General features: G+C 59.1%; 18 protein-coding genes and 2 pseudogenes. 11 read left to right on the forward strand and 9 right to left on the reverse strand.

Features of this window, described 5'->3' with window-relative positions; all coding sequences use genetic code 11:
- Positions 1-32: 32 nt before the first annotated feature.
- From K7H22_RS18400 to K7H22_RS18410, 3 genes are all read left to right on the forward strand, one after another.
- Complete coding sequence (locus K7H22_RS18400) at positions 33-749, forward strand: Crp/Fnr family transcriptional regulator (RefSeq protein ID WP_230802302.1); 717 nt, start codon at positions 33-35, stop codon at positions 747-749.
- 181 nt (positions 750-930) lie between these two features.
- A complete protein-coding gene (locus tag K7H22_RS18405; RefSeq protein ID WP_230802303.1) occupies positions 931-2,094 on the forward strand; it encodes a DUF6781 family protein in 1,164 nt (387 codons plus the stop codon).
- 2 nt (positions 2,095-2,096) lie between these two features.
- Positions 2,097-2,867 (forward strand): hypothetical protein, encoded by a 771-nt coding sequence (locus K7H22_RS18410; RefSeq protein ID WP_230802304.1) that lies wholly within the window; start codon positions 2,097-2,099, stop codon positions 2,865-2,867.
- A 100-nt stretch (positions 2,868-2,967) separates the two neighbouring features.
- Here the strand turns inward: K7H22_RS18410 and K7H22_RS20270 are convergent.
- From K7H22_RS20270 to K7H22_RS18420, 3 genes and pseudogenes are all read right to left on the reverse strand, one after another.
- Positions 2,968-3,110, reverse strand: a pseudogene (locus K7H22_RS20270) (IS256 family transposase); the annotation flags it as partial.
- 43 nt (positions 3,111-3,153) lie between these two features.
- Positions 3,154-3,910, reverse strand: a protein-coding gene (locus K7H22_RS18415; protein ID WP_419248195.1) for an IS5 family transposase whose coding sequence is annotated in 2 segments (ribosomal slippage) — positions 3,154-3,591 and positions 3,593-3,910 — 756 coding nt in all. Because the reading frame shifts where the segments join, the coding sequence is not laid out codon by codon here.
- A gap of 91 nt (positions 3,911-4,001) precedes the next feature.
- Entirely contained in the window at positions 4,002-5,000 is a 999-nt protein-coding gene (locus K7H22_RS18420; protein ID WP_230802306.1) for a hypothetical protein, read from the reverse strand.
- A gap of 164 nt (positions 5,001-5,164) precedes the next feature.
- Between K7H22_RS18420 and K7H22_RS18425 the strand changes: the two genes are divergently transcribed.
- Complete coding sequence (locus tag K7H22_RS18425; RefSeq protein WP_230802307.1) at positions 5,165-5,896, forward strand: helix-turn-helix domain-containing protein; 732 nt, start codon at positions 5,165-5,167, stop codon at positions 5,894-5,896.
- Between the two features lie 33 nt (positions 5,897-5,929).
- On the opposite strand, the gene istB is transcribed toward K7H22_RS18425, so the two are convergent.
- Positions 5,930-6,661, reverse strand: a complete 732-nt coding sequence (gene istB, locus K7H22_RS18430) for an IS21-like element helper ATPase IstB (RefSeq protein ID WP_230802308.1) — start codon at positions 6,659-6,661, stop codon at positions 5,930-5,932.
- A complete protein-coding gene (istA, locus tag K7H22_RS18435; protein WP_230802309.1) occupies positions 6,658-8,157 on the reverse strand; it encodes an IS21 family transposase in 1,500 nt (499 codons plus the stop codon). The genes istB and istA overlap by 4 nt, the downstream gene beginning before the upstream one ends.
- A 199-nt stretch (positions 8,158-8,356) precedes the next feature.
- Between istA and K7H22_RS20275 the strand changes: the two genes are divergently transcribed.
- Complete coding sequence (locus K7H22_RS20275) at positions 8,357-9,259, forward strand: TniQ family protein (RefSeq protein ID WP_419248196.1); 903 nt, start codon at positions 8,357-8,359, stop codon at positions 9,257-9,259.
- Here K7H22_RS20275 and scpB read toward each other — a convergent pair.
- Complete coding sequence (scpB, locus tag K7H22_RS18445; RefSeq protein WP_230802319.1) at positions 9,243-9,857, reverse strand: SMC-Scp complex subunit ScpB; 615 nt, start codon at positions 9,855-9,857, stop codon at positions 9,243-9,245. The two genes, K7H22_RS20275 and scpB, sit on opposite strands and share 17 nt — an antisense overlap.
- Before the next feature lie 47 nt (positions 9,858-9,904).
- A complete protein-coding gene (locus K7H22_RS18450; RefSeq protein ID WP_230802311.1) occupies positions 9,905-10,789 on the reverse strand; it encodes a DUF1403 family protein in 885 nt (294 codons plus the stop codon).
- 126 nt (positions 10,790-10,915) lie between these two features.
- Between K7H22_RS18450 and K7H22_RS18455 the strand changes: the two genes are divergently transcribed.
- Positions 10,916-12,055: a tyrosine-type recombinase/integrase gene (locus K7H22_RS18455; RefSeq protein ID WP_230802312.1), complete on the forward strand. Its 1,140-nt coding sequence runs from the start codon at positions 10,916-10,918 to the stop codon at positions 12,053-12,055.
- Positions 12,056-12,155: 100 nt separating this feature from the next.
- Here the strand turns inward: K7H22_RS18455 and K7H22_RS18460 are convergent.
- Positions 12,156-12,794, reverse strand: a pseudogene (locus K7H22_RS18460) (hypothetical protein); the annotation flags it as partial.
- Between the two features lie 229 nt (positions 12,795-13,023).
- On the opposite strand from K7H22_RS18460, the gene K7H22_RS18465 reads away from it, so the two are divergent.
- The 4 genes from K7H22_RS18465 to repC all read left to right on the forward strand — a co-directional run bounded on the left by K7H22_RS18465 (position 13,024) and on the right by repC (position 17,735).
- The gene (locus K7H22_RS18465) at positions 13,024-13,932 is read left to right on the forward strand and encodes a recombinase family protein (RefSeq protein WP_230802313.1); all 909 of its coding nucleotides are present in this window, start codon (positions 13,024-13,026) and stop codon (positions 13,930-13,932) included.
- A gap of 341 nt (positions 13,933-14,273) precedes the next feature.
- On the forward strand, positions 14,274-15,473 hold the full coding sequence (gene repA / locus K7H22_RS18470; RefSeq protein ID WP_230802314.1) for a plasmid partitioning protein RepA: 1,200 nt from the start codon (positions 14,274-14,276) through the stop codon (positions 15,471-15,473).
- The gene (gene repB / locus K7H22_RS18475) at positions 15,473-16,441 is read left to right on the forward strand and encodes a plasmid partitioning protein RepB (RefSeq protein ID WP_230802315.1); all 969 of its coding nucleotides are present in this window, start codon (positions 15,473-15,475) and stop codon (positions 16,439-16,441) included. The genes repA and repB overlap by 1 nt, the downstream gene beginning before the upstream one ends.
- A gap of 238 nt (positions 16,442-16,679) precedes the next feature.
- Positions 16,680-17,735, forward strand: coding sequence for a plasmid replication protein RepC (gene repC / locus K7H22_RS18480; RefSeq protein WP_230802316.1), 1,056 nt, complete (start codon positions 16,680-16,682; stop codon positions 17,733-17,735).
- 212 nt (positions 17,736-17,947) lie between these two features.
- On the opposite strand, the gene K7H22_RS18485 is transcribed toward repC, so the two are convergent.
- Positions 17,948-19,150 carry a Fic family protein gene (locus K7H22_RS18485; protein WP_230802317.1) on the reverse strand — a complete coding sequence of 401 codons (1,203 nt, stop codon included), beginning with the start codon at positions 19,148-19,150 and terminating at the stop codon, positions 17,948-17,950.
- A 293-nt stretch (positions 19,151-19,443) separates the two neighbouring features.
- On the opposite strand from K7H22_RS18485, the gene K7H22_RS18490 reads away from it, so the two are divergent.
- Positions 19,444-19,914, forward strand: coding sequence for a hypothetical protein (locus K7H22_RS18490; protein WP_230802318.1), 471 nt, complete (start codon positions 19,444-19,446; stop codon positions 19,912-19,914).
- Positions 19,915-20,034: the final 120 nt, after the last annotated feature.

The raw sequence follows: 20,034 nt of genomic DNA on the forward strand, positions 1-20,034 counted from the left end.
CAGCGTGTTCATGCAAAGAGCGAGGGTTCGCAGTGAAACCGACCGATCCGAAATTCGCTCACTGCCTTGCGGCACTGCGCCAATCGCCGTTTTTTGCCAGACTGAGCGGCGATGTTCAGGCCGACATTCTGGGAATGTTCTCTTATGACACCGCGCTCAGGCGCGACACGAATGTGAGACTGCCCGACGCGGATCAGAGGTTTTCTGCGGTGGTCAGCGGTCGGGCCAAGGTTTCGGTTTACCACCCGGAAACTGGACGCGAGCATATCTTGGAACTCCTTGGACCCGGCGACGTGTTTGATTTGATCAGCCTGCTGGATGGCCAGCCCCGCGATGTCGTCGTGACGGCGCTGGAGGACATGGAGATTCTGACCACGAGCCAGGCCCAGGTCAGGCAGTGGCTATTGCAAAACCCCGAGATCAACCGGACATTCCTGCCCTATCTGGGCGAACAGATGCGCCGCCTGGCCGATCAGGTCGAGGACCTGGCGCTATATGATACCGAAGCCCGGCTGGCGCGCCTGATCCTGCGCCACATCACCAGCAACGCACCGGTCCATGGGCTGCGCCTGATCAACGATCTGTCGCAGGAAACCCTGGCATCCATGATCGGCTCGGTGCGGGTGGTTGTCGGGCGCCAGATGCAGAAATGGAAGCAGGAAGGCATTCTCTCGACCGGGCGGGGGAAATGGGCGATCGACGATCTGAACGAACTCATCGCCAAGGCTCAGAAAAACCTCGACATCTGAGTCGGTTTTGGCTGCGCGCCTTCGGCGAGGAATTGCCTGAAAGGTGATTTTCACGAGAAAACGCATGTCCTGATATCTGGGTTGCATCTTGGCTGCGCCCCGACCGGTAATATCCCGTCTGGATGAGTGCTGGCCGACAAAAGGGTCGGTTGGCGCGCCAACCTGAAAACGGAGAAAACCCATGTTTACCCAAGTGAGAAAACAGATCACGGACTCGGTGAAGGAGGCCAAGAAAAACGGCGCTCTGACGGCAGAGAAAACCCATGCCATCCTGCGGGATGCGGTTGCCGAGGCAGCAACAGACCTGAAGGGCGGTGCCACGCAAGCGCGCAAACTGTCAAACGAGGCCGTCTCCTCTGCAGTGAAGGCGCTTGAAGAGGCCGGTGGCGCAACCCGCGACACCGTGTCGGCTGCGGTTGCGGGAACGGTCGAAGGTGTCCGCCATGCCCCGGCCCAGCTCATTTCGGCCGCCGAAAAGGACGTTGCCGGAGCGAAAGAACGGATCGTGAATGAGGAAGAGAAGCTCGCCGCTAGCCTTCGCGAAAGCCTTGAAGGGGCCAAGGAGGCCGCGCAGGAGTTTACCGGCAACATCCGCGAGGAAATCACCGATGCGGTCGCCGATGCCAAGCTGGAGATGACCGAGCTTTTGGGCGTGACCCGCGATGCGGTCAGGGACGCGGTGAAGAAGGCCATCGAAAACGGCGAGAAGGTCGATGAAAACGTGCGCAGGATCACCCGCGACGCGACGGCCAAGGCTTTGGGCGAGGCGAAGTTCACTGCCGAGCGCGCGCGCAATGTCTCCGAAGCCGTGTTGTCGGCCGCGGTCGAAGCCGCGGAAGAGACCGGCACGTATGTCTCCGAAACCGCGCAAGCCGCAGCCGAGGGTGTGCGCGAAGGGCTGGGTGTTGTGATCGAGCAAACCCGGGAAACCATTTCCAGGACCCGCAAGGATGCTGGTGAATATACGGCGAGTGAGCTGAAACAGGTGGCCAAGGACCTCGAATCGGTTGGCGACCTGTTCGTCGAAGCCCTGCGTCGGGTTGCCGACCGGTCGGGCAAGGTTGCCCGGGCCATTCTTGACGAAGTTGCCGAGGATGCCCGCAAGGCCGGGTCAAGCCTGCGTGAGCTGGCCGCCAAGGCCGCAGGCGCAGCGGGTGAGCGACTGAAAGAGCTGGGCAGCGACACGCTGCATGCCGGTGAAAAGGCCGCCCATGTCGTTGCCGATGAGGCAAGCGAGTTGGGTGCGCGGATGGTAAGCATCGCTAAGGGCGCGGCTGTGGGTATGTGGGAAGGTGCGCGCAAGGCCTATTACCATAATGACAACGACGAGAAGAAGGAGCGCTGATCGTGAAAAGGACATTGATCGCAACAGCCATGGCCATCGGGCTTGTCGCAGCTTGCGCGCTCGCGCCGCTTTCACCCGTTTTCGCACAAACGACGGGCGCAGAGACCGATACCATTAAGGCGGACTGGCTGGGCAGGATAAACACGCGTATCGATCTGGCACAGGCCAGAGCCGCCCTGCTGCGCGCCAGGCTCGATCTTGAGGCTGAAGAAGCGTCCGAATGGGCAAGCGGTGCGCTCGCCGATGCGCAGGCCCGTATCATGAAAGCTCGTGAGACCGCGACTAAGAAGGTCGACCGACAGCTGCAATCACTTGCCGCCGATGTACAGGAGGTTAGAGCCACTCTGGCCGCCACGCCTGCCGTCGCGCGCGAGAGACTCGATGGTCTGATTTCCGAAACCGAGGCGCACCTGCAGGAAATGCGGCAGGCCACCCTTGAAACGGAAGAGGCACAGCGGTTGCAAAGGCGTTATGCGCAGATCGAAGCACAGGCCGCCTTGCTGCGGGCGCAGCTTGCCGAATTGTCGGATGAAACCGGTGAAACGGTCGCGGCTCACCTTGATGACGCACTGGCATGGTATCGTAGCACTAGGGAAGGCGCGTCTGAAGAGTGGCAGTCCGGTCTGACGGAAATCACCGGGGCCATCGAAGCCGCACAGCGCAAGATCGCTGAAGACCGTGAACAGGCCGCTGCGGCGATTTCGGCCCTTGCGGAACGGGCCGCGGATATTGTGAAAGGATCGGAGGCGGGGGACACCAACAACGACAACTGATCGCTCATCCGCAGTCTATCCCCGGTGCAGGCACGAAACCTGCACCGGGGGAGTGTCATGAACTCTGTAAATCTGGCTTGGGCCATGCGGTTTCAGATGCTCAAGCGTCGAAGCGCTCGCCGAATAGTATGGCGAAGTGATTGCAGGCCGCGACTAACCCCGAACATTTCGGCCATACTTCTTGAATTTGCGGATGGCGACGTAAATCAGCTTGGTCGCCGCCTCGATCGCCGGGAAGGACCCCGTGTCTTGATGGGTTTCCAGGTCAGGGATCTAGAGTCAGGATTCACAACCAATAAATGACGGTCGCGGCGAGGGCGCAGGCTGAGAGGAAGAGGATCGGGCAGCGGTCGTGACTGGTGGCGATGCGCCTCCGGTCCTTCAAGCCGGCGAACATGTTCTCGATCCTGTGGTGCATGCGGTAGAAGTCGGTATCGTGCGAAATCGTGACCCTCAGCCTTGCGCGGGATGGGATGCGTGGGAAAAGACCCATTTTTATCAGCGCGTTGCGGAACCAGCCTGCGTCGTAACCGCGGTCTGCCAACAGCGCCCTGGCCTCCGGGATGGGTGACAGAAGCGCCCGCGCGCGAATGTAGTCCGAGGTCAGATCCTCCGATGGGGACATCTGGATAGGGCGGCCCTTCGCATCGGCTAGGATGTGCAGATTGGAGTTCAGCCCGCCCTTTGTGCGCCTGATCAGCCGTCCGCGTCCCTTTTTGAACCGCCAGGGTGGATGTGGTTCGGTGCGCCTTCGCATGGGGCGCGTCGATCATGATGACCTTGGTCTCCTGCGTCTGCGCCGCCAGTTCAGTCAAGTTCTTGGCGAACACGCCCACCCGGTTCCACCGTTTCAAGCGGTTGTAGGGCGCCTTTGGCGCTCCACACACCTCCGGCGCATCGGATCGGCGCGACCCATTGTTATTGATGAAGATAATGCCGCTCAGAACACACCTATCATCAATACGTGGCTTTCGATGGCTCTTTGGAAAATAGGGCCGAAACCACGCCACCTGCCCGTCGATTAGCCAAAAGAGATTGCTCATGCTGCTCCTAATTTGTTTGGGGGGTGTGATCACACCGCAGATCGGGCTGGAACCAAATCAATGGGCCCTGAGCCTAGTAAACTTGGGAAACTTAATGGCATGCGCGCCACATCCTAAAGCGCCCATTCCCCGTAACTTCTTGTATCAGCCCATGAGACTCCATCCACGCCAGATTGCGCTGAACGGCCGCTCGACTGGCGCCTGAAAGGCTTTGGGCCATGGGCGCCGATACAAGCGGCCATTCGGTGAAAATGGCTCGCAAAACTGTCGGAGTTCGGCCTGACAGTTGCGACGTGACGTTTTCCGCCAGAGCAGCCCATGCCTCAACGCTGTCTAGGTGGCGCGCCGAGGCCAAAACGGCGCTGTTCATCCCATCCAGCCAGCGGGCCAACCGCTCCAATGGCAAGCCGGAGGCACGCAGCCCCCCTGCCCCGCCCATGGCCAGCGGTGCAAAAATGGCTCCGCGTCCGTCGCTGGCTGCGACTCTGGCTGCAGTGACCGCTGCCTCGATCCTGTCTCCTTGTTGGCCGAGGCCTGCGAAGCTCCAGAGGTGAAACCCCATGCAAGCCCGCGTGATCGGATGGAGCCGCTCCGCCGCCGCCATCACGTCCAGCCATCCGCCTACGCGATCCTCAAGCCGCTCGGCACTGTCCTCGATGTTCTCGGGGTCGCGGCGATCCAGGAAGGCCGCCAAGTCATCCTTCGGTCCGGGGCCGCCTGTCAGGCGCCGAACAGCCCATCCAATTCGTGCCAAGGAGTTTGGGTCATCCTGTGCGCCTGACAACCGCATCGATACCCAGAGTACCAGACGATCAGAGCTCACCCGATCCCCTGCGAACCAACTCAGGTCTGCCGCTTCGATCAGAGCCAGTCTGTGCCGCCAGCCTTCCGGACCGCGCAGCAACCGATCATCCAGCGCACCCAAGCGTCCAGCCACCTTTGCCAGAAGCGCAGCGTGAGTCCCCTCCGCCTTCGCCCAGTCATCGATGACGGACGTTTCAGGCGGTTCCGCCCACGGCCCGGGAGGCAGGTAATCCGGCTCTTCTTCGATCGGACCCGGAAGGAACCAGAGATCCTCTTCTTGTCGCAATTGCTTTGCCGTTTCATCAAAAAGTTCTTACAGGATTCCAGTAGGATGAAGCGTAATCCGACGCGATATTTTACGTTTCGATTTCAATTTTAAACTCGCGTTTCAACAAGCGAGAGACTGGGGCAGAAAATGGAGTTCAGCAACCGTGGTGCGGCGGGTTCGTGATGCTGCGCGAAAACGAAGCGTCTGACGAGGCTTGGGCGAAGGCAACGCGTATCGGACGAGAACTGGATCGAATTTTGGACGGGCAAGAGCCTATGCGCACCGCAGTTGCTCGGGCCGCATCCGAATTGCGTCTCTCGACGCGCCAAGTCTACAACCACCTGCGCCGATACCGCACCGAGCGCCGGGTTTCTTCGCTGTTGCCAAAGACTGGTGGGGCCCGGCGCACAAGGATCAGCCCGGCTGTAGAGGAGATCATTGCGGCAACGCTTCGGGAGATGTGGCTTCAGCCCGAGCGACCGGACCTTGCGCCGATTGCCGATGAAATCCGCACCCGTTGTGTCATCGAGGGTCTTGATCCGCCCGCCTATGTCACCGTTTCCAAGCGTATCCCACGACTGTTCACGCCCGAGGAGATTGCCCGACGGCGACATTCAGGAGGGAAAAGCCTGCGGCGTCTGAAACCCCGCCCAGGCTATATTTGGGCCAAACACGCACTCGATGTTGTCCAGATAGACCACACCCCCGCCGACATCCAGTTTGTGGAAGTCATCGATGGTCAAGGCATCTATGTCGGACGCCCCTATCTCACTATCGCTGCCGATGTGGCAACAAGCGCGATTATTGGCTTCTGCCTGACTGTCAATGAGCGTTCAAAACTGACCCGGTTTCAGCATTTGAATTTGACCCACCCCTTGTGGCGCAAAGGCCCCAGGCGGGCCGCCCTCATATAGCGAGTCCGTCTGGGGCCTTTGCTTGCGCGACGTTTATGTTTTTCTGCGTCGCTTGCTCTGTGCGAACCGGTATGACGTGTTGCCTGTCTCGATGATTGCGCAGTGATGGGTTACGCGATCCAGAAGCGCGGTTGTCATCTTGGCGTCACCGAAGACCGAGACCCATTCGCCGAACTCCAGGTTCGTCGTGATGATGACACTGGTCTTCTCATAGAGCTTGCTGATCAGATGGAACAGCAACGCGCCGCCGGACTTGGGGAACGGGATGTAGCCCAGCTCGTCGATGATGACGCAGTCCAGGGCCGAGAGCTGCCGGATGATCTTCCCGGCATTGCCCTCGGCCTGTTCCTTGATCAGGGCGTTGATCAGGTCGACGGCGTTGAAGAAGCGCGCCTTCTTACCATTGTTGATCAGCGTGGTGCCCAGAGCGATGGCGATGTGGGTTTTGCCGGTGCCGGTTCCACCGACCAGAATGAGGTTGTGCGCCTCTTCAGTGAACTGGCCCGTGCAGAACGGTTCGATCTGGGGCTGGGTGACCGCGGCCGCGGCGTAATCGAAGGTGGCGAAGTCCTTGTGGTGGGGGAACTTCGCAATCCTCATTTGATACTGGATGGAGCGCACCCGCCGCTCTACAGTCTCAGCGTCGATCAGTTGCTTTATCGCTGTGGTCAGACTTGGTGGCTTGCGCGCGGACAGCAAATCATGGGCGCAAGCTGCCATCCCGTGCAGCCTCAGGGCGGTCAGTTGGTCGATGAGGGCGTTCATGCGGCAGCCTCCTCAGCCGAGCACAGCGCCTCATAGCGCTTGCAATCGGCCTCGGGCCGTAAGGTCAGCTGCGGATAGGTATAGGCGTCGCTGAGCGGCGTGATGACCGGCTCCACCAACTGGTTAATCAGGTTGATGATGGCAGGCAGGCGCAGGGTGTTTTGTTCCACCGCCAGTTCGCAAGCCGTCTCGACCACCTCGATCCCGTGATCCTCGGCCAGCAGAAGCAGATCGACGAACTCCCGATCCCCGCCTTTGCCGGCCATGTAGTGCTCCCTGATCCGATGCATGGCCCCAGGCAGTTGCCAGTCCACAAAGGGGGCGCCGTCGCGCAGGGCGCCGGGCTTGCGATCCAGCAGCGGCACGTAGTGCCAAGGTTCAAAATAGCTGACATTGCGGGTGAATCGACGCTTGTGCTCGGCGATGACATCCTGGCCCGACACCAGCACGATCCGGCCTGCATAGGCGCGCAGCGACACATGTTGCCCCGCGAACCGGGACGGCACGCTGTAGCGATTGCTGGCATATTGAACCAGGCAGGTGGAGCGAACACGAACGGTCTTTTCCACGTATCCGTCAAATGCTCGCCCCAGAGGGCGCAGTTCGGCGCGTTCGTCTTCGAACAGCTCTGCAATCGTGCGATCCGATTGCTCGGGATGGGGCCGGTTTGCCAGCTCCTCACAGCGCAGGCGCAGCCAATCGTTCAGCGCATCGAGATCATCAAAGGCAGGTTTGGGCACAAACAACCGGCCGCGCAAAAACTGGACTTGGTTCTCGACCTGTCCCTTCTCCCAGCCCGCAGCCGGGGTGCAGGCCACCGGCTCCATCACGTAATGGTTCATCAAGGCCAGGAACCGGGGATGGAATATCCGGTCCTTCGAGCGCGAGACGTAGGTCACCATGGTCTTGGGGTTGTCGATGATCACCCGGCGTGGAACCCCGCCATAGAAAGACAGCGCCTTCGCAAAGGCATCCAGCACCATCTCCTGGGCTTCGCCGGGATAGGCCACGACAAAGGGCTTGCGGCTGTGGCACAGGCGGAAATGGGCAACCTTCACCTTCTGCTCGATACCGCCCAGGACAACCCGTTCTTCGCTCCAGTCAAATTGCAGCGCATCGCCTGCCGCAAAATGCAGCGGGATAAAGGCCTCGCCCGAACCGGCACCGGCTCGCTTCAGATCGCGGACAAATCGCTGAACTGGCGAATAGGAACCGGTGTAGCCTTCCACCACGAGCTGCTCATAGAGCGTCTGGGCCGTCCGCCGCTCCCGGAGTGGTCGCTTCTGGTCCTGATCGAACAGCTCCTGAAGCCGAAGATCAAACCCGTTGCACAGTTTGTGCCGAACCGGCGGGGCCTGGCGCTGGTAGCTCGGCGGGCTCTCATCCTTCAGATACTTCTTGATCGTGTTCCGCGATAATCCCGTCGCCCGCGCAACAGACCGGATGCTGCGTCCCTCAACCAATACCCATCGTCGGATCTTCGACACGCTTTCCATCAGTAACACCTGCTCTTTCCTCCGCACGTTTAGTGCGGATGTTAACGAAAACAGGTGGGTCAATTTTACTCGCTCATAACCCACCAAAGTGGGTCAATTTTGCACGCCGCTTCACAGCAATGAGGTGGGGCAAGGCTGGCCCGGCGCTGTTGCACCGGCACCCGGAGAGCTTCTGTCGAGCTGGCTGCATCGGCTGGCCATGGCCAATGGAATTCCACCTCAATATTTTGGGCGGGTTCTGGATGTCGCAGGTGGGGATTGGTCTGCGAAGCTTGACCGAGATCTTCCCGGGCGAGTCCTTGATCTCCTGATCGCGCGAACCGGATTGCCCGTCGAGGATATTGATGGCCTGGCATTGATCAGCGACCCACTGGCCCGGTTGCGTGTGCGGCAGATCGCAAGAACAGGAGATGTCCGCACATCGACCGCTCGGGTCAATCGCCTGCAATATTGCCCGCCATGCCTGAAAGAGGATCGCGCACCGTTCTTCCGGCGCGGCTGGAGCCTGGCGACGCGCGTTTCCTGCTTTCGGCATGGATGCCGCTTGCGCGATCACTGCCCTGCCTGCGGCGGCGGCATTGCGCCTGCTCGACAAAACCGCCTTCTGCCGCAACATTTCTGCGTCTGGTGTGATGCTGATCTCCGAAAACCCACCTTGCCCGCCGAGTATGATGTGCAGCGTCTCGAGCGGCTCATCGACGATTTGCTTCGAATGCATGTTGCGGGACATGGCGGGCATGGAAAGACATCCCTGCCTGCCACGCTTGGAGCGGCTTGCTTCACGTTCAATGGCGAGCCTACGCCAATTTCGCGCCTGCCGCACCGGGTCCGATACGCATTGTTCCGCCAATTGACCGATGGAATGACGCACTTCCAAGAACGTTCCGAGCATCCCGCAATTGATCTCTGGACCCGCATTGCACTGGCTGCGCCCAAGCATTCCGACTTGGTGGCGTCATTGAGTGCAGAGATCACGTCACGGATAACACCAAGGGCAAAGACGCGCTCCAGACATCCTGATTTGGCGGACTTACAACAGGTCATCGTTCGCCTTCATTCAAACCGCCGCACATCATTGGCAACGGCTATGCCTGCCAATTGATGACCCCCGCATCCTCCATCTGCTCCCGATCGGGCAGGTCCTGCAGCGACTCCAGATCGAAAGCGACCAGGAACTGCTCCGTCGTCACATAGGTATAGGGTGCCCCGCGCCGCGGCGAGCGTGGCCCGCTGCCAATCAATCCACGCGCATGCAATCGTCCGATCAGATCCCGACTGATCTCTTTTCCAAAGAGGTCTTTCAGCCCGTCCCGTGTGATCGGCTGGTGGTAGGCGATGGCGGCCAGGACAGCGACATCGTACTCGCGCAGATCGAGGTCCTGTTCATCTATGTCAGCGGCGGTTCGGATCGCCGGGGCGTACGCGGGCCTCGTCCTCAGCATCCAACGGCCGGCGACCTCTGTCACTTCGAATGATCTGCCGTCAAGGTCAGCGGCCAAGTCCTCGATCAGAAGCTCAACCGAAGCTCCCTGCCCTACCACCCGAGCCAGGTCCTCGCGCGGCACCGGCGATGCGCTGGCGAAGAGAACGGCTTCAATCCGCCGCATCCATTCGCGCCAGCGCAATTCGGCTGGCAGATCGTTCAGCTCCCGATCGAGGTCGGTTTCGGCCTGATCCTTGGCCGTTTTTGGTGGTCGCATGTCCGAACTTTGAGCCCGGTTCCCACTTTCGCTAGCCATGCTCATGCTCAGACCCCGTAGAGCCGGAACGTGTCGCGGCCGGTCAGTTCGCGCACTGCGCCGAGATCGACCAACCGGTCACAAAGCCGCCGTGCGGACCGGTCCGGTAGTGGCAGGGACGCAGGCGCGACGGCATCTTGGGTCAGGAACATCGAGACGGCGGCCTCCGCGCCTTTGGCGCGCAGCTTCGGCGCGACCGCTTTGAGATGCGCTGCCCGACGCGCGAGGTCAGTTGAGAGACGCATGGCCTCGACCGCCGATGAGACGAGCGCACGATGACAAGCCGAGCGTAGGTCTTCGCCTCGCTTGCGCATGTCGGCCCGTTTCAAGCCTGCGGCCAGAAGCGGCACGACATGATCCCAACCAAGCGCCTGGGCGAGGGTCGCGTCAGCAAAGATGAGCGCGGGCACCTCGGCACGGGGGGCATCGTTGAGTACCGCCTCCAGCACCATTGCCGCGCGACTGACCGGTGCCCCCTGCCCGGCATCGAGCCAACTCGCGATCTGATCACCCTGAAGTTCAGGCAGCGCCCGGACCAGAGCCTTCACGGTCACCGGCTTTTCCGTGGCGCGACGCCACGCCAGACAGGTTTCTCCTGCCGGGCCGGGCAGGTCGCCGGGACGCAGCAGATGGACCACGTCGCGCAATTCACCCGCCCGTTCCAGACGACCCGAAAACGCGACACAAGCCTCGGCCGCGCGCAGCGCGAGCCGGTCCCGCAGCAAGGCCTGGGGGACAGGCTCGTATCCTAACACAAGATGCAGGTGGCTCAGTGCTGCGCCCGACAAAAACGCCACATCTTCAAGGGTTTCGGCGTGTGCCGAGGTGACCCAGGGCGGCATCCGGGGTACGCTGTCAGGGTCGCTGTCGAAGGTTGGCCGGGCATATGTCATGCCACAACACTATCTCGCGGCGGCGCTTTTGACTACCAAATAGTGTCGAAACCGCCCCTCTTTGCCGAGCATTTCTACGTCCAATAACCTTGCGTTATCGGACATAAAAATGATATGCTGGGAAGCATGGGTAATCTCACAAATAACAGCACCAAAATCGAGGGTTCGGGCGGATCTGAGTCCGGGATTTCGAGCTCAGCACCCCATACCGCGCCGAACAGTGACGAGCGCGACGAGAGAACCTCTCGGGACGGAACCTCAATCGCTCTGCCCGCCCATGTGGCCGGCTCCGGCGCACTCGACCGGCTGATCGACACCGCGCGCGACTACGCCGAGGCCTCTACAGCTGAGAACACCAACAAGGCCTACTCGGCCGACTGGAAACACTTCACCCGTTGGTGCCGGTTGAAAGGGACGGATCCCCTGCCCCCCTCGCCCGAGATGGTCGGGCTCTATGTGGCGGACCTGGCCGCCGCGACCGGGGCGTCCCCTGCTCTCTCGGTCTCCACTATTGAGCGCCGCCTCTCCGGCCTCGCTTGGAACTACAGGCAGCGGGGGTTCACTCTTGATCGCAAGGACCGCCATGTCGCCACCGTCCTGGCCGGGATTAAGCGCAAGCATGCGCGCCCACCGATTCAGAAAGAAGCAATCCTGCCTGAGGACATCCAGGCCATGGTGGCCACCCTTCCCTACGATCTCCGCGGGCTCCGAGACCGGGCGATCTTGCTCTTGGGCTATGCAGGTGGCCTGCGCCGTTCAGAGGTGGTCTGCCTCGATGTGCATAAGGACGATACACCGGACTCCGGCGGTTGGGTCGAAGTCTTCGACGGCGGCGCCCTGCTCACCCTCAATGCCAAGACCGGATGGCGCGAGGTTGAGGTCGGGCGTGGCTCAAGCGACCAGACCTGTCCCGTCCACGCGCTTGAGCAATGGCTACACTTTGCGAAGATCGACTTTGGGCCGGTCTTCGTGCGCACCTCGCGGGACGGCAAGCGTGCCCTCGAGTCCCGCCTCTCCGACAAGCACATAGCGCGACTGATCAAGGCAACCGTTATGAAGAGTGGCATCAGATCCGATTTGCCGGAAGCCAAACGGTTGGCAATGTTCTCGGGGCATTCCTTGCGTGCCGGGCTCGCCTCGTCGGCAGAGGTTGATGAGCGCTATGTTCAAAAGCAACTCGGACATGCGTCGGCCGAGATGACCCGGCGCTACCAGCGCAGGCGCGACAGGTTCAGGGTGAACCTGACCAAAGCCGCAGGGCTGTGAAGCTCAGGAATCTTGACGCGTTGGTGAAGCGCTAAGATGAAATTCCAGCGCCTCAGTTTCAGCTTACGGCTACAATTGAAATCGGGAATTAAACGCGACAGTGCTGCCCGAGCCCCGCTAGGCCCCATAGGTGAAAGCCCATAGCGGCGCGGGTGATCGGGTGCAGGTCATTGGCTTGCCCCATCAAATCCAGCCAGCCGCTCGCACGATCCACGAACGGCTCGATCTCATCACTTAGGTTCTCGGGGTCACGACGGTCTAGGAAGGCGGACAGGTCCTGCTCTGGCCCCGGTCCACCCGTCAGCCGCCGCACTGCCCAACCGACACGCGCGAGCGCCGCGGTGTCGTCCTGCACGCCGGACAAGCGCATGGATATCCAAAGCGCCAGCCTATCCTGGCTGATGCGATCACCCGCGAACCAGCTAAGGTCGGCAGCCTCGATCAGGGCAAGTCTGTGCCGCCATCCTTCCGGGCCCCGCTTTAGCCGTTCATCCAGGGCACCGAGGCGACCGGCCACACGAGCAAGACGCGCGGCATGGCCCGCCTCTGCTTTCCGCCAATCCTCGAGGACTTCGGCTTCACACGGTTCGGCCCGTGGTCCGGGCGGCAAATAATCCGGCTCCTCTTCCATGGGACCGGGCAGGAACCAAAGATCGTCTTCAGACGCCTGTTCAACCTCCTCACCGTCGAGGATGAGAGCATCATAATCATCATGCAAGACAGGCGCTTGAGGCTTCATATGTGCAAAATATCTAAGTTTTGCATTTTACCCAAGAGTTTTGTCGGGATGCCTTCACGCTCCTTATATAGCACGCACAGGCGATGGTCGGCGAGGGCACTCTGATCGCGCTGACCGCACAGAAACCAAGGGCTTTGTGTTGAGCAGGGCCACAGAGTGCACCCTTGCATCCGTTTGCAAACGGTCGTTTATTGGTGGTATATGAAACTGCAAAACAGGCCCCTACCCCGTGCCCCTTATCGGCTACGCTCGCGTTTCAACCGAAGATCAGACCCCCCTGCCCCAGTCGCAGGCCCTGAAATCCGCAGGCTGCGCCGAGATCCATGAAGAACAGGCCTCGGGTGGCAATCGTGCGCGGCCGGTGCTGGCGCGGGTGTTGGAACGCATCGGCAAGGGCGACACGCTGGTCGTCGTGCGCATTGATCGTCTGGCGCGATCGCTGTCGCATCTCTTGGAGGTGATCGAGCGGCTTGAGGCGAAGGGCGCGTTCTTTCGCTCCATTCAAGATCCGATCGACACTGCCTCGCCCCAGGGCAAGTTCACGCTGCAGGTTCTGGGGGCCGCGGCCGAGTTTGAACGCGCCCTGATACGGGAACGCACGAAGGCCGGCTTGGCGAGTGCAAGGACCAGAGGACGCGTGGGTGGCAATCCAGGCCTGCGCGCACGAGACCCTGCCGCACAGCGCAAGGTGCGGCTGGCGCGACAGGACAGCTACATGGAACGTCTGAACAAGACGGCACAAGACTGGGTGCCCCATGTTCGTCGCCTCCGGCCTGACCTGGCCTGGGAAGACGTGGTGCGCATCATCAACGCCCCCCTGCCCCGCGAGCGCCATTGGACGCAGAGCCGGCTGCTCCGCGCCGTGAAGGCCTATGTCCGCGACGGCTTCCTGCCTGCCAAGGTGCTGGCCCGCGCCGGGCGCCGCGAAACGGACGATCGCCTGCCCGCCATTATTGCTGGCATCAAGGGCGCAGATCCCGACATCACGCTTCAAGCGATCTGTGAACGGCTGGAATCTATGCGTGAACGCACGCCTCGTGGCCGATCAAGATGGCAGCCGTCTTCGGTGAAAATGCTGTTGGAGCGGGCGGAACGACTTGGCCTCATGCCGTACGAATCGAGCCAAGATCTGATGTAGCTTCTGACCCGAATCCAAAAAATTTCACCGGGAGAAAACTCCGCAGGAGGCAGAAAGTGCCATTAGTTGCTTGGGGTTAGCTGCTAATGTGCCAACTCAACAGAGTAGCGACTCGATTCGGTTAGATTTGTATTTAATATATCTATATCAATGACTTGCTGAGTTTTTTACCCGGCAACACCTATAGGTGTTGTGGATAACTTTCACACTACATTTAGATTCTTCTTGCCGGACTCACTGGATCGTGGCATTCCCATTCTGACGGCAAAAAGCGTCAGACACGCTGTACACCGTCAGAATGACTAAGAGCCTCAACAGAGGCCGAGAGTGGGCGGCAGGACATGGATGATCGTAACATTGGATACACGCAAGGCATAGGCTCTTCCGATATCGGAGCATTTGCCGACAATCTGGCTGAGTCTTTGGATCGCCAGATGAAGATCGCTTTCGAACCCGAGGAACGAAAGTCCCTACGCCGCTTCAGTTCCACCGAAGTCGCCGGCCTCCTGCGCGTAAGCACATCTAACCTGCGCAACCGGCACAAGGACGGAAGCTTCCCGGAAGTGCATACAGACAACCGCGGACACCGGTTCTACACAGCCCAAGAGATTGATGAGTTGCGCGATGTTCTTGGACGCACTGGAAAGAACGCAGAAAGCTACCGCCCAGGTCGACGTGATGGCGATCGTCTCCAGGTGATATCCGTCGTCAACTTCAAAGGCGGTTCATCAAAGACTACTGCAACGATTCATCTTGCGCAAAGGTATGCCTTGCGCGGTTACCGCGTGCTGGTCCTAGACCTCGATCCGCAAGCAAGTTTGACCACGTTTTTCGGCTTTCGGCCCGAGCTTGAGTTCGCCGATGGCGGCACAATCTATGATGCTTTGAGATATGAGGACCAAGTTCCTCTCTCGAAAGTCATCCAAAAGACCTACTTCCATAAGCTCGACATGGTGCCCGCCGGTTTGATGCTCTCGGAGTACGAAACCGAGACCGCAAACGCTCTCGCCCGTCGCGTACAACCCATCTTTGCAGAGCGCCTCGCCTTGGCGCTTGAAGAGGTTGAGGCAAACTACGACATCGTCCTGATCGACTGCCCGCCTCAGCTTGGGTTTCTAACCCTGACTGCGCTGGCAGCCTCGACGGGGCTTTTGGTTACCGTGATACCTGGCATGCTTGACATCGCATCCATGAGCCAATTCCTGAAGCTTGCTTCAGAAACGGTCAAGGCGGTGGAGGAAGCCATCGGTCGGCGTGTCACATGGGATTTTGTCAAGTTCCTGATTACCAGATATGAACCGTCGGACGGGCCGCAGACCCAAATGGCAGGCTACCTGAGATCAATTCTGGCAGGTCAGGTCATGACAGAACCGATGCTTAAGTCTACGGCGATCTCCGACGCTGGGATGACCCAGCAGACCGTCTACGAAGTCGATCCAAGCCAGTTCATCAGAAAGACAATTGATCGCGCCCTGACAAGCGTGAACGGCGTTGGCGATGAGCTGGAGCAGACGATCCAAATGGCATGGGGGCGTCGCTGATGGGGCGAAACATCTTCAACCAGCCTCCAAAGGATGAGACGGAGAGCGCAGCCCCCTCCCCTACCCCACCAAGAGCGGCAAAGCTGCCGGGATCTGTTGGCGGATTGCGTGACTCGTTGCGCGAGATCACTGCAAACTCGATCCGCGACATCAAGCCCGATCAGATTGATATGGATGGGCTGCGCGATCGGTTGGTGCTCGAAGATTCCAGCATAGATGAATTAGCCGAGAGTATCGCCAAGCATGGCCAACAAGTGCCCATCATGGTCCGTCCATCTGCCCAACCGGACAGATACCGCATCATCTACGGCCGCCGCAGGCTTGCGGCGATCCGCAAGGTCGGTGGAACGGTCAAGGCAATTGTTCGAACCTTGGATGATGACGCTTCTCTGATCGCTCAAGGCCAGGAGAACAACCTCAGGCTTGACCCGTCTTTCATAGAAAAGTCACTGTTTATCAAAGAGATGCAGGAATCCGGCTACAAACCCGGTGTCATCCAGGACGCTCTGGGTCTGACCCGGCAAGGCGTATCCAACCACAGGGTCGTCATAGAACAACTGCCAGACGGTCTTGTTCAACTCATCGGGCCAGCACATGGGATCGGACGACGGCAGTGGAGTGATCTGGCTGCCTTATCGGTGAAGGTAGATTTGGTGGACGCCGCCAAAGAGGCGCTCGCCACTCTGCCCGACGACACACCTAGTTCCGAAAAGTTCCAAGCGGTCTATTTGGCTTGCTCGAGCAAAGCACGTAGCGACAAGAAGCCGCCCAATCGTGGCCTGACGTCGGTCATCAAAGATGAGAACGGCAGTTCATTGGGCACGCTGACAGTCGATAAGAAGGCGATCGCTATCAAGGTCACCAAGAAGGACAATCCAGAATTCGGCCAATGGCTCGAAGAACACGCGGAAGCTACGCTTTTGCAACTCTTCGTACAGTGGCGGAATGAGAGAGGCTCTGGGTCCTAACCCAGGCCACACAGAGCAACACGAGCAGAGGAGAAAAGCGAAGACCCGAAAGAAAAGAGCCCCCCAAAGTTTCCCCTGGAGAGCCCTCATCATCTGATTAGCATCTTTGATGTAGCAATCTCCAGCATACCGGTCAAGAGTCACCGATTCGGTGGACTGATATTTTTTGCCTTTTTCCGCGAAAATTCGAGGAAAGAGACGGGGAAGTTGTGGGCCGAACGGTCGTCGTGAACAAGCCATGGCATTTACAAAACTCTCGATCGAAGCCGCAGGTGCTGATGCAACCCGCGAATCATTTCCCCCATCTGAAACCGACGTCTGGACCATCTTCAGAGCCCTGAGAGATGCACGCAGCGTGTTTGGTCTACGTCCTGGCCACATACAGACACTTCAAGCAATGCTCAGTTTTCTGAAACCTGGCCATGGCGAAACGGTTTTTGCGTCGAACAATTCACTTTGCCAGCGCGTTGGCGGAATCGACGAACGGACACTCCGCAGGCACATCAACCGCTTCGTTGAACTCGGATTCATAAAGCGCAATGACAGCTCGAACCGAAAACGCTACCGCGTTCGCTCATCCGGCGGGGAGTGCATCAGTTATGGATTGTCTCTCACCCCCCTGCTCCAACGTGCGAGCGAGCTTATAGCCATCGCGCAAGAGATCGAGAATAACCGGCGAGATCGGATATTTGTCCGCAAACAAATCCTTACAAAGCTCGCCCATTTGGAAGAGCACGATCCTAGCAACGCATTCATCAACCACGCACGGAAAGCTCTACGCAGGAAGCTGAGCCTCCCCGAATACCACGCTCTGCTCGCCAATACAGATGAAGAATGCCAGAGTTTATCTACCCCGGATGATCCGCCTGAAACTATGGAATTGCCCGCCAATGACGGACAAACTGTCCGGCATCAATCTAAGTCTGAAGAAGAAAAAAAAGATTTAGATAGCAACATAGCCCTTGAGGCCCTGAAACCAGACTTGCTGACCTCAGTCTGCAATCAGGCGACATCGTTCTCCACAGAGAGACTTAGAAACTGGTTGGACATTGAAAATCATGCTCGAACACTTGCACCCATGATGGGCATTCACCCAGAGACTTTCGAGAAAGCCAAGAGTTCTGTAGGAGCTCAGAAAGCGTCATGCGCGATCTTCATCATGCTACAGCTTGGAAAACGCATCAGGGATTTTGGGGCGTATTTTCACAGTATCACCCTGGGTCAAAGGCAAAACCAATTTGATCCATTAGCTTTGATCAAGCGACTGTCCGAAACCAATGATCGAACTGTCTAATGTCCACCGCGGTGGACTTCGAACGAGAAGCGGCGCTTGTGACAACCAAAACTGTCCAAACGCACCTCGTGGCGCGTGGTGGTTCTTCAGTTTATCTCAGACCAGCAGATGTCCACCGCGGTGGACAAGTGACACACGAGCAAACCTTGATGAAAATCTCGCAGGCCAAGGAAGAAATCGGCGGCCAGGCATTAAACCCTAAATCCCTACAATTATTGTGGGAGGTCACCATCTCCAAAGAGGTTTGGAAAGAGCCGCTCTCGATAATCCAACGGAAACGCCAACCGAACTGGCGTCTTCGGCGAGACGGAGGTCAAGTATCCGGCGGCGGTCAGTTTACTCAGCGTGTTACGAGCAGTACGCTCGGACGTCTTGAGCACAATCTGCGCGTCGCCTCGTTCCAGTGCACCATGCCGAAGAACCGCTGAGATCAGTTCAGGCGCGCGCTTGTCATCGATGGTATCTGCAACAAGACGACGATACCGTTGGTCCAGTCCGCCTAGATCGAACAATCTTGCTGAGAAGCTGATCTGGTCGAGCGTCACCTTTAGGAACCATTCACTAAACGTCTTCAGTGCCGCTTCTGACAGGTTCCCCCGTCCATCGCGGTCTCCGCGGCGTGGGCTGTCGGCCAGATCCATCATCCGTTTGTACTCGCCCCGATCGGTCAGCCCGCGGGCCAGCCCGCGCGATACGGACCAGAGCCCCTGGCCACCGATCCCTGCTGTGAGGGCCATGGTATGAGACATCAATCTGCTGACGCGCCCGTTGCCATCCGGGAAAGGGTGGATGTAGTTCAGCCGATGATGTGCAGAGGCGATCGCGATGATCCGTCCGCTCGAAGACCGCGCTGCAATTTGAAACCGTTTGTCGAAATGGTCCATGAATGCCGCGACGCGCGACGATGAAGGAGGTAGGTGGCGCCCGACCGCAACTTCCCGATCGTCATCCTGGCGCATGCGTCCCGGAACGATGGGCACTTGTGTGCCGTCGGGATGTTCGATGACCCGAAACTCATCCGGCATCTCGTCGTAGAAGCTCTTATGGACCCAAGTCAGGAATTCGACGGATGTGGGGCGGGGCAGGGTGCCTATGCGATGCATCTCATCGATGGCCCGTTGAACGATGACGTGCGCTCGGGCCTCAAGGGCGAGAGGACGGGTTTCTTCCTCAAGCTCGGCGCCAGCCAGCGCCCTTTCGATGTCGCGGGGGCGTGTGTTGTGTCCTTCGATCAGGTTGGAGTAGTAGCAGTTCATCACGCGGACAAGATCGGCAAGCTCGGCTGCGCTGTCAGGATGCAACCCTTGTCCCAGCCCGGTGGCTTCCCTCTGGATGTCGACCGAAAGGTCTGCCAATTCTGTGGGAATATGCTCCTCGAAGAAGCAGGGTTCGATTCTGGCGGGTGTTTCCAGCATTTTTGCCGATCTTTTATGTTTGCAAAGTAATTGAAAAACATACACATTTCGTATTCCAAAGCAAGATTTTGCCGATATACATTGCCGATCTTTGGTGCCGATTCAGAATTGCTGCATGAAATCAATGGCTTCGGCAGTTGTGCTGGGCTTTTCGGTTTTGTTGTGTGCCCAAAGGGGCCGGAGAAAGTGAAAGTGTCCTTCGGGTTTTGTGACTGACGGATGAGGGCCTTTGGGGTCCCTCAGATGGGTCCGGGCCGGATTCCGGTCTGTCTTTCCTGATGAAGGGCATTCCGATGCAAACAGGTGTCTTGCGCGTGTTGCGCGCAACCGCTGCCTCGTGGTGGCGACACAAGGAACTACGCCGAACCGGCCAGACGGGGCAGGCACAGCAGCTCAAGCGCGAGACCATCCTGCGTGATCTCGGCTATCTGAAGCAGGCGGCGTTATTGCCAAACGCGCATGTGATCTGCGGAGAGGGCGGGACGTTCCTCCATCTGGGTTGGACCACCGTGTCGACCTTCGCGCCGATCGAGCGATTTCCCTTGGCCACTCTTGCGGTCGCACGAGGGACCCCGTTCATCGATATCCGACCCGTCACCGATGTCATCGCCTTCGCGAACCTGCCGCGGGTGGCGCGGGACGGATCGATCGACCCTGAGCCTTGCGGCCCTGGCAGGTCCGTCTCGCTGACCGCCTACATCGACATGGTCGAAGCCCTCGGTGGCAGGATCGCCAACGATCCACGCCCCCGTCAGTCAACCTGATCACCATTTCCTCCCACCAAAACTCGAAAGGAGGCCAGCCATGGCCCGATCCCGCACGCCCAAATTCGATGCCTCCGAGGTCATCACAAACGAAATCATCCGTATCATTGAGCGCGGCGT

It is taken from the genome of Seohaeicola saemankumensis (assembly GCF_021021435.1).
In the GTDB taxonomy this organism is placed as follows: Bacteria; Pseudomonadota; Alphaproteobacteria; order Rhodobacterales; family Rhodobacteraceae; genus Seohaeicola.

What these genes read in the sequence shown, in the direction of transcription:
- K7H22_RS18405 (WP_230802303.1), top strand. Translation starts at nt 931, where the DNA reads ATGTTTACCCAAGTGAGAAAACAGATCACGGACTCGGTGAAGGAGGCC.
- K7H22_RS18425 (WP_230802307.1), top strand. Translation starts at nt 5,165, where the DNA reads ATGCTGCGCGAAAACGAAGCGTCTGACGAGGCTTGGGCGAAGGCAACG.
- istB (WP_230802308.1), bottom strand. Translation starts at nt 6,661, where the DNA reads ATGAACGCCCTCATCGACCAACTGACCGCCCTGAGGCTGCACGGGATG.
- istA (WP_230802309.1), bottom strand. Translation starts at nt 8,157, where the DNA reads ATGGAAAGCGTGTCGAAGATCCGACGATGGGTATTGGTTGAGGGACGC.
- K7H22_RS20275 (WP_419248196.1), top strand. Translation starts at nt 8,357, where the DNA reads ATGGCCAATGGAATTCCACCTCAATATTTTGGGCGGGTTCTGGATGTC.
- scpB (WP_230802319.1), bottom strand. Translation starts at nt 9,857, where the DNA reads ATGCGACCACCAAAAACGGCCAAGGATCAGGCCGAAACCGACCTCGAT.
- K7H22_RS18450 (WP_230802311.1), bottom strand. Translation starts at nt 10,789, where the DNA reads ATGACATATGCCCGGCCAACCTTCGACAGCGACCCTGACAGCGTACCC.
- K7H22_RS18455 (WP_230802312.1), top strand. Translation starts at nt 10,916, where the DNA reads ATGGGTAATCTCACAAATAACAGCACCAAAATCGAGGGTTCGGGCGGA.
- repA (WP_230802314.1), top strand. Translation starts at nt 14,274, where the DNA reads ATGGATGATCGTAACATTGGATACACGCAAGGCATAGGCTCTTCCGAT.
- repB (WP_230802315.1), top strand. Translation starts at nt 15,473, where the DNA reads ATGGGGCGAAACATCTTCAACCAGCCTCCAAAGGATGAGACGGAGAGC.
- repC (WP_230802316.1), top strand. Translation starts at nt 16,680, where the DNA reads ATGGCATTTACAAAACTCTCGATCGAAGCCGCAGGTGCTGATGCAACC.
- K7H22_RS18485 (WP_230802317.1), bottom strand. Translation starts at nt 19,150, where the DNA reads ATGCTGGAAACACCCGCCAGAATCGAACCCTGCTTCTTCGAGGAGCAT.
- K7H22_RS18490 (WP_230802318.1), top strand. Translation starts at nt 19,444, where the DNA reads ATGCAAACAGGTGTCTTGCGCGTGTTGCGCGCAACCGCTGCCTCGTGG.